Source organism: Erythrobacter sp. JB3-1 (genome assembly GCF_057364995.1).
Map to the genome: position 1 here is coordinate 1,757,334 of NZ_CP200289.1, position 12,250 is coordinate 1,769,583.

Annotated in this window: 3 protein-coding genes; all 3 read right to left on the reverse strand. The window is 59.2% G+C overall.

The window, feature by feature from the left end; translation table 11 throughout:
- Positions 1-17: 17 nt before the first annotated feature.
- The 3 genes from AC0V6M_RS08440 to AC0V6M_RS08450 all read right to left on the reverse strand — a co-directional run bounded on the left by AC0V6M_RS08440 (position 18) and on the right by AC0V6M_RS08450 (position 12,069).
- Positions 18-8,384 (reverse strand): deaminase domain-containing protein, encoded by an 8,367-nt coding sequence (locus tag AC0V6M_RS08440; RefSeq protein ID WP_486138373.1) that lies wholly within the window; start codon positions 8,382-8,384, stop codon positions 18-20.
- 470 nt (positions 8,385-8,854) lie between these two features.
- Positions 8,855-10,666 carry an ATP-binding protein gene (locus tag AC0V6M_RS08445; RefSeq protein WP_486138374.1) on the reverse strand — a complete coding sequence of 604 codons (1,812 nt, stop codon included), beginning with the start codon at positions 10,664-10,666 and terminating at the stop codon, positions 8,855-8,857.
- A gap of 50 nt (positions 10,667-10,716) precedes the next feature.
- A complete protein-coding gene (locus tag AC0V6M_RS08450; RefSeq protein ID WP_486138375.1) occupies positions 10,717-12,069 on the reverse strand; it encodes a hypothetical protein in 1,353 nt (450 codons plus the stop codon).
- Between the last annotated feature and the right edge of the window lie 181 nt (positions 12,070-12,250).

The following is a 12,250-nucleotide window of genomic DNA, read 5'->3' on the forward strand; positions in this document are numbered from 1 at the left end:
CTACTATCCTTGTTTTGCTAGCGGTTGCGAAGTCTGTTGAGAGGGTGGCTTGTGTAAGAAAGGTCTGCCCCATCACGGTAAGTCACGATCAGTTCGACATTGGGAAACATCTGGTGGAATTGCAGGAAGACGTGCCGGCAGGAATCGCATGCAGGTCTTTCGGTATAGAGCGCCAGCCTACCGGATTGTTGCGGATCCATGCCTTCCGCCAGCCGCTCAAGTATCACGGGCTCTGTATGGTGATCGTTTGGCATGGCTGGGTTCGGATGCACATGGAATAGGGCGTTGCCGTCCTTCCTGACCATGTTCTCAGGCACTCCATTTTTCCCGCTTTTTGACATCAGGAATTGGCTGCCAGTGGCATCTTCGAAATAGGCGATGGCAATATTGCGCCCGAGCCCAAGACCATGTTCTGTCCGTAGGAAATCACAAATCGACTGTCCTGAGGCCGCATCGATGCCATCACGCATGGACGGAGGCATGCCGATGCCTTCAAATTTGCTGTAAATCGGAATTGCGTCGTTATCACCGAAACGATTGTGGCCGGCTTGTTGCGCCTCCACACGCAAACGCGCGTCCGATATAGCTTGATCTGAGGTAAATCCGCCGTTTTCATCTTGTAGGCGTTGGGGCTGCGGCAAGGCATCGGCTTCCTCAAGCAGTGCCAGCTTGTTGTGGAGCGCCTGCATCGCCTCGCTAATTTGATCATCTGTTGCATCGCGAGGGAGGCGTACGAGTGCATCAACTTCATCAGACACCCCAAAGTACCGATGCGCGCCGTCGAGCAAGTCGCGAGCCTGATCGAGCGAGCCACCCTCTTCCAAAAGGCCTGCGGCTCTCTCGAGTTGTCGATAGAGAAACTCGCGTGCCTTGCCTTGCGCGTAGCTACCGATCGAGTCCCGAGCTGCTGCAAGAAATGCCGGATCTCGCCTGTCTCTGGGGCTGGCACCGATCAGAGGATCGTGCTCGCGCATGCGCTTAACTGCTGTTCGGGTCGCTTCGGCTAGGGCTGCGCGGTGTGTTTCAGATACCGCATCAGGCACAGGCACATCAGGTTCGGGCCTTCCGCCGCCGTCTTCATTAGTGTTCTCAAGGCTGCCCGGCAATCGCGCGGCGATTTCATCAAACCTATCCATAAAGGATTGGCGGTCATCGGCTGCATAGATGTGAGCAGGTAAGGCGGCTTCGAGATCAATGATTGCGGCTGCTCTTTCACTTTGGCTCTTGGCTGAAACGACCTGCTCAACGGACGGTGCCAATTGATCGCGGCCAGATAGCAATTGCCTGAGCACGCGCTGAGCTGTCGCCGTTTCCTGCAGTTGATCAGGGCCTAAGTCGGCTGAAGCTGAGGTGGGTATGGTTTCACTGGCAGTGAGTTCTTCGGCCGCATGGATATTGCCGCGCGCCCCGTCGCTATTGTCATCGGGTGATATGATTTGACTGAGATGGTTCTGGTCGTACCCATTGGTTGGGGTGATCCCATGTGATGTAGGGCTTGCCGTGGCCAGCGAGGGCAAGAGGTGCGCTTGAGCCGTTTGCTGTCCATCGAGCATAGCAAAGACCAAATCAGCGCGCGGCCTTGATCCAACGGTTGCAGGATCTCCGTCGATTATGTCCCCAATAAAGTGCGCTAACATTGCATTTGCGTCGTCGCGAAATCCGGGAATGCCTAGCGGGTCACCGCTTGCGATCATCCCCAACATGTCCATTCCTTCAAGTTCATGTACCGTGCGCCCGACCATACGCAGCGAGGTCTCGCGATCCCGCAGAAAACGGCGCCAACGATAGCGTAAGAGTTGTTGTTGATTGCGCGACAGAGGGGAGCTGAATGGATCAACCAGTCGGGCAATATCGCGCCCGCGCACCATGCGAGGAACCATGACATCGCCCGTGCCTTGGCTCAGCGCTTGGGCGGATGCAAAGTCGCGCGCAAATGTTAGAGCACCATCCTTGGGGGCTTGGCCAGGCTGGCGCGTTGCTGGATTACCTGTTTCAAGCGCGACTCTGTCAGTTGCCGAGGTCGAGTGCTCGAACATCAGGAAAATCGGCTCGTTGGGACGCAGATCACCAGCGCGAATGAGATCGGCGCGGTATGCGCCTAATACGGTATCGGCCAGAACCCCTCGGTGGTTGGGGTCAAGAGTTTCATCGTTAAGGATACGCTGCAAACGGCGGAAGCCATCGGGTTGATCAAGGAGCCGCATATCGCGAGCATGCCCATGCAGCGTAGAGACAATGGCCGCTTCCCTGATCCTGTTCGGAGACGCGGATGCCCGCTCAGCTCGCAATTGGTCGTGCAGTATGTTCAACGTGTCTAAATTGCCAGCATCACCTATTGCGGCTGTTCTCATCCAAGCGTCATATTGTGCCGGATCGTCGAACGTGAAACTTCGTGGATGGGTCTCGCCCGGTGGCGTAAATTCCATGTAGTAACGGAGCTGACCGTCGATGTCGCGGCGTCCAATTTGTGTCTCGGTCGTGCGACCGTCAACGACGATATCAATGTATCCCTCGAACACTCCTCTTCTGCCATGCCCCTCCAGATATCTGATCGCTCCATTGAGGACAGCAATGTCGCCAGTCGTGCCGCTGGCTATTGTACGAAAGAAACCAGCGCGCTCACTTTCGCCATGCAGGAAGGGGTGCGAGTGGCGTTTGGTCGCCCAAGGACGCGGCGGGTTCCAGGCGAAGGTCGCTGCGCCTTGCATGACCATGTATTCAGGTGGAGACGCAAACTCGTTGACCAACAGCATGACTTCGCGGCCATAGTCTTGTGCGCGGAGCTCTTCGTAATTTTGTCTCGCCGCGGTTTCATCGGTGCGGTCAGCGGCAAAAAAGCGTGAGCCCGGAGGAATTTCGCCCATTTCTTGAAGTTTTGCGAAGTCGAGGTCGATCTGTGCTTCGATCTGGCGCGGGCGGAGGCCTATAGCCGCGCGAGCGCGTTCAATCAGAACAGCTCTTCGCCATGAACGCGCAGAGGCTTCACCAAGCTGGGCAGGCGCTCTGTCATGCCCAAAGTAATGCCATTGAGCGACCCAGCCTGCGTCGGTTCCCGCCTGTATGATGCGTTGACGCTGACGCGGATCATAATGGTGCAATGGAACTGCGAGTATCGCCTCGCGCACTTCTGGCGGTGAGCGCATGATTTGCTGACGTTCGGCAGGGCTTAGTTGGTCTGGATCAATGCGGCTGCGCCGGAACAGCGCGTGGTCAAGATGGACATCTAAGTCTGCGCCAGTTGTTGTGAGAAGCGGGTTGGCAGCGCTGGCCAGTTCACCATCGCCAGCTCCTAAGCTGCTTGCAGTCATCCCGTTGTCGTTCGCGGGGCTGGGCGGAATCATCCGCTCTGTGCGTTCGCCAAGAACGCCGCCCGCTTCATTCCAGGCGTGTTCAGCCGCATCGCTGCGAGAGTGACGCCGCCTCGTGTGATCTGCCACACCTTCGCCGGCACTTTGAAGCGCGCCTTGCAATCCTGCTAGCAGGACCTCTTGAGCAAACGCGCCTGAGGTGTACTTTTTATCCTCTGCGTGCATTTCAAACAGCATCTCTGCACTTTTGCTCGCAGAACCGCCTAAGCCGCCGCCAAGCGTGCGGCCAAGAATGTCGCCGCCTCGGCCTAAGTTCCCGAGGATTCCCCCTACGCCTCGTTGCGCGCCTTCGCCAATTGCGCCGCCGACAAAGCCGCCGATGAAGCCGCGCAAGGCGGCGAGACCGACCTTTTCCCAGTAATCCTCTCTCCGACGATTTTTAAGATCCACGGCGGCACCAGTTGCACTTCCTGCGGCAGAGGATACTCCGCCGACCATTGCATTAAGGAACCAGTGCGGCTGCTTGAGCATGATCTCGCGCATCGCATCGTCGCTGACCCCGGCGGCTCGCGCTGCGATTGAAATCGCTTCGTCAGATGCATTTGCGAGGTGCGCGCTGGCCGCGGCGGCTTCGTCGGCCAGGCCGCCACCTCGCGCGGCGATGTTTGCGACATCGTCGGCGACCCCCGTTCCCCGCGCAGCCACGCCCGCTACATCATCCACCACGCCGCTACCGCGCGATGCCAGCGCGATCACGTCGTCGGCTCCGCCTGCGCCGCTTGAGGCGAGGCGGGCGAGCTTGTCGGCGCTAGAAAGGCCAACCCGCGCGGCGTCGTCGCCCAAAGATGCGCCCAGAGCCATAAAGGCAGGCACATCGTCGACAGCCAGCATTCCGCGCGCGACCAGGCCGAGCGCTTCCTCGGAAATTCGCATGTTGGTGGCGAGCGCCCCGACAGCCGACTTCCCGCCTGCCATGCCGCCCGCCATAACACCGCGCATTCCGGCTGTGGCCGCTGATGCGAGGCCGGCGGTCGCTGCAGAAACGATATGCGTTGCCAGATCGGTAAGCACTTGATCGCGGCTGTAGCGGCTGCCTTTAATCGCTGCGGTCGCCCCCATCGCCAGCACGCCTGCACCCAGCGTTACGAGCACAGGTATCCAAAATGACGCGCCAGCTCCGCCAGTCAGCGCCGTGGTGACAATCGCGGCGGTCAGTACGATTGCAGTGGCAATGAACGTCGCAGCGCGGTCTGTCGCATCCTTGTAGTCTTGGGCATATGTGCGCGCCATATTGAGTGTCGATGCGAAGCCACCAACATCTGCGCCATGCTCGGCAACGAAATTGCCTTGCTCATTGAAATTGCCAGCAATTATGGGCTGGCCGCTGGCGGGATCGGTCGCCAAAATGCGGCCCATATGGTCTAGCTTTAGGTCGCCAGTCCCCATCATCCGGCGCAGGTTCTTCGCCTCCCTGCGCAGCTGGAGATACTCGACCGGGGCGAACATGATGCCAAGCGGCGTCGCCTCATCAGACGTTTGTTCCATGTGGCGTAGAGCGATATATCCGCGCTCGAACTCGTTTTGCGGAACGCCGTGAAGCGCCATCTCGATTTCGTTTGCCTCGTCACCGGTAAAGGCGGCGAAAGGGTTCGGTCCGAACATACCCGCTTCCGGGTCGAAACCGCTGGTACCGGGAACCGGCGGTCCAATGAAATCCAGCATGTTAAAACGATGCCGGCCGACGCCAAGCGCGCGATCAAGCGCCTCTGCTCCGCCGCCGTGCTTTTCTTCATAATCTGCACGCAAGCGGTCGATCTCTACCCGGTCCATCCGCTGCGGCTGAGTGCGGGCGATCTCGATATCGCCTTCTTCGATGGCGTATTCTATGGTGGTGAGAGCATGGTCCTCAGTCGGTTGTGCCCATTCCAAGACCATACTTTGAGCATGTTCATTGCCGTCAAAGCGCCCATGCAACACTGTGCCAAGACGGTTTGCGATCGTCTCAACATTTGTTAGCGGCGTGTCACTCTCGCTGTCTGCCCGGTAGGTCTCGTAGAGCAGCAGGATTTCTCTTCGATCACGTTCGGCTGCTGCTGCTGCGTCACTGCGAGCCTGCTCGTTATAATTGCTGCCTTCGATCGCGGCTCCACCCGGGGGTGGTAAGATGCGTTGGAGAACGGGAAGGCGCGGTTCGTCGCCGGGGCGAATGGTTTCTGAATAAAGTTCGGCTGCTTTGGCCTGATTGCTATCCACGCCGTGAACCAACATCTGTTCGATGGTTCGCCTGTGGTTCCGGTCGAATGTCAGGCGCGTGGGGTCGATATTTCCTCGCGCCACTCCGCGATACCGTTCGGCATCGGCGGTGGCGTAACGGAACAACACCGAATGGGCATCGCTGGGCGCGTCTTCTAGATCGGCACCCAGCATTTCGCGTGAAGAGGAACGCACGCCGCGGCGGTTAGCAAACGCTTGCACCATCTCGTTGCTTGCTGCTTGCCGACGTCGTGCCTCGATCTCTGGCAGTTCCAGATCGAACACGTCTCGGTAGCGCATATCTCCAGCAGCAATTGTCTCGCCCCGCTCGGATTGGCGCAGCGCGTCTCGCACTGTATCGCGGACCTGCTCGCCATGCTCCTCGTCATAGTTGTAGGCCATATGCAGCTCGGCGAGCTTTGTATGCATGTCGCGCGCGATGCGTTCAGGCTGGCGGCCATCCAGCATTTCTTGAAAGCGCGTGGCCTGCTCTGAACTCATCTCTGATTTCAGCGAAGCGATGATCGCCGGGGAGCTGTTGGCGATGTCTTCGATTTGGGAGGCTGTGAGGTCAGTGAATACAGCTTCGATCTCGGCTGTATCGTTAATTCCCAGCATTGCTCGGCGGAGGCGCTGAATAGCGGCTTCTCCGCTGCGTCCGGCGATGGAATTGCGAAATTCCCTTAATGGAGCGCGAGCGATCTCGCGGACTCTGTCCGCGTCGCCGGTAATGACGTCCCAGCCTGCTGCTAGACTTTCTCCAAATGTAATCGAGCTCTTAGTTGCATTGACAAAGTCCTGGTAGATGTTGCCGCTTCCGTAACCCAGGTCATAATATTCACCGACGAAGGCATTCCCTTGCAGCGCGGTTAATCCTCGTACTGTCGCGAGTGCGCGTTTGTGGTCTGTCCTACCATATGTGTCGAAGGCGCTCTTCAGATCGCTCGCCTTTGTCTTAATGCCAGTCGGCACATTGGTGCTGGCGCTGCGAACCAGCGCTTTCATTATGCTGTGCTGCATCGGATCTTCAGCAATGTCATTCGCGCGATCAATGAACTGGCTCGGCGTTAACTGTTCTTCGGATAATGTGGCCGGATCGGGGGCATCAAGGCTGCTGGTTAGTGGTTCTGCCGACCCGGTCGATTGTTCGGTGTCACCGCCAGAGCCAGAACGATCACAATTCACGCACGTGTCAGGCTCAGGCATGGTGCGCCCCCCGCCGTCACCTGAAGGCACTTCGATTTGATCGGCCGTCAGATAGACTGACGTGCCATCAGGCAGCGACATGCCATATCCGACCTCCGCCATTGTCGACATTGGCGCATCTGGGGTGCTCATCATTGGCGCACTTGAACCGCCACTTGTACCCCCCGCCTGCACGGGGTTTGCTCCAGCGGCTCCTCCTCCGCCCGATCCGACGCTATGCATCGCCTGCGTGAAACTCATTTCGGCTTGGCTTGCTGAGGCCAGCATCTCATCACGCGCTTGGTTGAAGCCGTCCTCCATCGCGGGCAGGCAGCCTTGAGCAACCCTGCCGAAGCCATCTCCCATCGGATGCAAATTTGCCTCTGTTTCGCGAAACTTGTCGCGCATCGTACGTGTCATGCTGTCGGCGATTTTGCGGCGGGCAGTTAGCAAGCCGAGCACCCGATCGGAAAGGGCTTCCCGCGCTTCTGCCGCACTTTCGCGTGCAAGTTCACCCGCTGCGTCAAGCCCTGCTGCGGCAGCCTCTTCCTCAGAGGCTAGTACGCTATCGACCTGTTCTGTTAGGCCCTGCGCCGCCGATATCACTTGCGCTTCGAAACTGTCTGCGCTTGTGTTCGGGTCAGCCCCTGCTTCGTCCAATCTGTCGCGCAAACCTTGCGCAGCAAGAGCCAATGCATCGCGTTTCAGCCCGATCCGTTCAAGCATGGCCTCCAGCGCCATCTCACCTCGGGAGGCGAGCGCATTTTCACTCGCTTCTGCTTGGTCAATGACGGCTTCACGTTGGGGCGTGTGATCGTCGACCATACGCTTCTCGGTGACATGGGCGTTGGCCGCCACCGCCTCGCTCAAACCCTCCACCATTTGCTCAACTGCTTTTTCTGCCTGCGTTTGCAGTCGAGCGATGGAAGCAGGGCCGAGTGTGTTGACCTGTTGGACATAGGAAGCGACGCCCAAAAGCCCTCGGTCAATCGTGCAGGGTATGCATGAAAATGCGGACGCAAGTTTTTGGTTGGTGATGTTGAAATTGCCTGCCAGCAACTCCTGAATGTAGGCTGCCCTTGCTGGGATGAACGCATGGATTGTTTCGGTAACTGCGGCTGACATCGCATCGCCGAGGGCTTCGTTACGGACGGGGCCATCCATTTGGGCGACTGACGTAGAGAGTTCGCCGATCGTGATACTTTCTCGGTTCGCTTCCAACTCTGCGTTAGTGTCGATGGTCGCGAGCTTTTGCTGAGCCGCCTCAGTCGCAAAGAATAGGTCTTCCTGCGCTTTTCCCATATCTCCCAGCAGTTCGGAACGGCGGCGCACGACCGGATCGACGCTTTCAGCATAGACCGCGGCGCGTGCCGCGATCCGCCCTCGGGCAATTGATGCTTGTGTCGAAAAGGCCGCTCGCAGGGAGGCACCCATCGAATGGATTTCGCCCGTCAGGTGCGTCGCTGTATCGCTTAGCCGAACCTGCGATGCCGCAAGGTCGCTGTCCATTTCTGACAAGGTGCGCCGCAAAGTAGAATCGAGCAGGACCTGACCATAACGGACCTCTTGCCTCCTGCTCTGCAGTGTCTGAGACTCAAGTGTTTCTAGAAACCGCATCCCGCTAGATGATTGTGCCATGGCGTCATCAAATGCCTGACGGGCGATTTGGCTTGATGCGCTGTCGGCGGCGGGCTGCTGACGCTTTGGCAGTCGCAAAGCTGCGGGATCGGCAAGATTGGACGTGGACAAGAAGAGGCGAAGGCGTTCCCGATCCAGCCTCTTTGGCCCGGTTTCTGGAAGCGGGATTGGAGCGAGGCGCGCTTCTTGGTCCGTCCGCCGCGTTTGCCTAGGCTGCGACCTTTGCCCTCTGGGCAATACAGGAGCGGGCGATGCCGGTTGCCCAGAGGCCCGTGGGTCAGCAAGCGGGTCGTATAGGAAACCCATTGCCACGGCCGTGTTGTCCACCGGATCGAGCGTCGTTGCCCCAGCACGGGAAGTGGTCGCAATTGTGCCTGTGGCTCCCGAGGCTGGCGCAGATGTGTTTGATCCAGCCCGGCTGGAAGAGGACCCACGCGAGCGCCGCGATGCCCGTCCGCGAGGCGGCGACATCAGACTATATCCGCTGGGTGCGGCAGGCCCAGCTTGTTGCATTCCTCGGTCAGTGCAGCAGCAATGTGATCTAACCCGAGCGGCTCACCTGCTACTCTGGATCGGAGCGCTGCGCCAAGCACCGCATTTCGAACATGCCCGCCAGCGAGCTCAACCGACTGGGCCAATCGCTCAATCGCCCCATCAGATAGTGCATTGCCGGGCCCAAGATGGGCATGCCACAGCTTAGCCCGCGCGGCAGCATCGGGCAGTGGAAACTCGAGGATTGCATCGAGGCGTCTTACGAAGGCAGTATCAAATCGGTCGCGGCTATTGGTGGATAGTATCGCTATGCCGTCGAAGTCTTCGATGCGCTGGAGCAGGAAATTGGTCTGCGCATTCGCGTGCCGATCATTGGCATCCGAGACATCGGTGCGCGCGCCAAACAGGGCGTCGGCCTCATCGAAAAAGAGGATGCAGTCGGTTGTCTCAGCAAGCGCAAGCAATTGCGACAGGTTCTTTTCAGTCTCTCCAATCCACTTGCTGGTTAGGGCGGCCATATCTGCGCGGTAGAGCGGCAGGCCCATTCGGCCTGCGAGCCAGTGCGCAGCGAGCGTCTTGCCCGTGCCCGACTCCCCGGTCATCAGAGCGCGCACTCCGGGGCGATAACGGGCGCAAATTGCAGGTCCAAGACCAGTTGCCAGCTCTTCACGTCGAAGGATACGCTGGCGCAGACGCTCTATTTGCTCGGATAGGCCCTTAGGAAGAACCAGCGCATCTTCTGCGATGTGGCGCACCGGGCTGCGACGCGCGAGGCTATCGAGCGCATCACTGCCATTGGTAACTTGCGCTGCAATGGCGGATAGGTCCGCGCTCGCGCTGTCGTTCCCAATACGGTCAGCGATCAGGGCGATAGCGCCTGCACCCTGACGATAGCGATGCGCGGCGCGGTGGGCAGTATCTTTGGCGAGCCCGCGCGCGCGCCAAAGCTCTTCACGCTCACTTGCATCCGGTGTGCTCGCTTGCCATTCCCGGATTGCCTCACTGGCCTCAGAATAAGGCGTGTCTGGCCCTGCAATGAGGACAATTGGACCTGCATATTGCTGCCTAGCGGGCACGGTGTGTTTATCTTCGTTTGTGGGTAGCGTGAAAACGGGCAAAGCCGAGGCCAGCACGAGCCAAGCAGCAGGCAGTGGGTCTTCTAGAGTGCAGGAAACGGGCTCGCGCCCGGTCATATGAGCAATTTGAGACGCGGCAGCACGCAGTTCGCTCTCATCCGCGCTGCGCAGCAGGACAGTGCGCCTTTCCCCTTTGATTGCCCAATCGGCGAGCCTCTTTAACTCCGCTATCACGCTGTTGGGGAAGCCAATTTCTCGTGCTCGCAAAGGCATTGGCGAGCCCGCCATTTCCGCTTGGCCCAGAAGGATCGCAGCTATTGGGGGCGACATGTAGAGACTACAGCCAGGAAGCGGTACGTCTTCCATGCCGCATGTAAGCAGGCCAGAACGTACAGCGCGTCCTCCGGCAAGGTCGATCAGATCTTTTGGGTCTAACCCGAATGCATGGGCTATCATGCCGAAGGTCAGTCGTCCCGGAGCCCCTGCCGCTTGGAGTGAGGCGACGGTGCCCGCAAAGGGCGGCTCGCTCTCAACCCGGCAAGCGAGCGCGGCCGCGACGATCTCGGCATCGCTCAGCCCCAGCGCATTTTGTGCCTCGAATAGCCCAGCGTCCTCAGGTGCAGGGTCTAGCCGCGCGCGCGCGACCATAGCGCGCCACACGCCGGCTTTGCTAAAATCATGCTCGGCTGTCTGGTCGAAAGCATTGCGTAGCAAGCGTTCTCCTAACGCACCGAGCCCTCGCGGGGAAGGTGGAAGTGGCCGGTTCATGCTAGCCCTTCGAGGCTTTCGGGATGAGCGCTAAAAACATATCGCAGTGAGATACCGAGCCACGGCGTCCAGCCGGGATCAGCGTCGAGCGCTCTGCGGCGCTGGCCCAAGTGTATGGCCTCGAGTGGGAAGGCGACCCGGTTACGCTCGACACCCAAATGAAGCCAGCCATGGCGGGCCGCCAGATCGTGCAACCGGCAAGTCGCAGTGCGCCGTAACCAGCCATCAAGGCCTTTTCGCCAGAGCTGACAAGCACTGTAGACGGCATGGGTAGGAGGGCCGTAGGGAAGAGATTCCTCGCCTGTGAGCAGAACTGTGGCGCTAGTGAGGCCGAGCGGCGCGTATCGTTCGAACAGATCAAGGATAACGCGGCGAGCAGTATCTTGCTGGAAAAGATCGGGGTGCTTTGCCAGCCATTCGGGAAAGCCGAGCCGGACGAGCGCCGGTATCGCGAGCATAAGACCCGCACCAGCGAAGGAGATCCCTATTCCACTATGATCTGGCTGAGGGGTAATGCGATCAGTTGACTGGTCCTCGCGTGTTGTTGGTGTTTGTAGTTCTCGCGGTGTCACGGGCGCGGCGGCTTTCGTGGTCTGTTTTGCTTCTAAGGCATGGCTGCGTTGATTTGGGTCTTGCTGTGCCAGCGATGGAACGCCTCGCGCACCTGCTTCATCTTCTGGTTCTTGAGAGCGTAAGGAACTCTGTCTCGCCGAGTGTTCGTTTAGCCATGCCTCCCAAACCCGTTGGCGTGCGGGTTTGGAGACTGCCAAGTCGGGCCGATACAGCGCCAGCAAAGCAGCTAGCGCGAGCGCTTGCCGAGCCGGTTCTCTAACAGGGTTTATGTCTTGGAGAACCGTAGCAAATTCAGGGTGCCGGGCGAGGGCTTGTGTCAGCGGCAGCGGGTCATTAGAAGCGGGCTTGGTCGATCCTTGAGAGAGTGCGGGGGCGCTCAGACGAGTAACTGCAATCTGCGCATCTTCACCCTGCATAGCGTTTAGGATGTGGTGCACTGAGCCGCCTATATTATCGCCCAGCAAAGTGAGCACCCTCGTGAGCGGTGCGCGGCGAGCGGCTTCGCGCACAACACGAGCAGCACGCACGCCATCCTCGCCGCTCTGTAGTATTTCTTCCGCGATTTTCTGTGTCACGGCAGAAGGGCGTGCGGCGTCGAACCCAGTGGGCAATGCCGCGTCCCAGAACCAACCCCGCGCGCGCCTACCAGACGCGATCAGTGCGAGGTAGCACGCCAGCGCTTCCCGGCGGTCACGGAACCAGACCGCGCCGGCATCGTGCGCAGATTTAAGCCCGCCATGAATAGCGCGGGCGATGACTGGCTCTATTTCGCTCATGAATTGGCCGCGGAGTGCTGTTTCATGAGCAGTCGCTTTAAACGGTCCAGAGCGCTGAGACGCTAGCGAAAGCGAAGGACCGCGGCGAACCAACACCAAACGTCCATCAGTTAGTGACGGATTTTCAAGGGCTCTCTCTAAGGCGACCCTTGCGCTCCATTGGTGGTCTCGCCTGGTGGCA

What these genes read in the sequence shown, in the direction of transcription:
- AC0V6M_RS08440 (WP_486138373.1), bottom strand. Translation starts at nt 8,384, where the DNA reads ATGGCACAATCATCTAGCGGGATGCGGTTTCTAGAAACACTTGAGTCT.
- AC0V6M_RS08450 (WP_486138375.1), bottom strand. Translation starts at nt 12,069, where the DNA reads ATGAGCGAAATAGAGCCAGTCATCGCCCGCGCTATTCATGGCGGGCTT.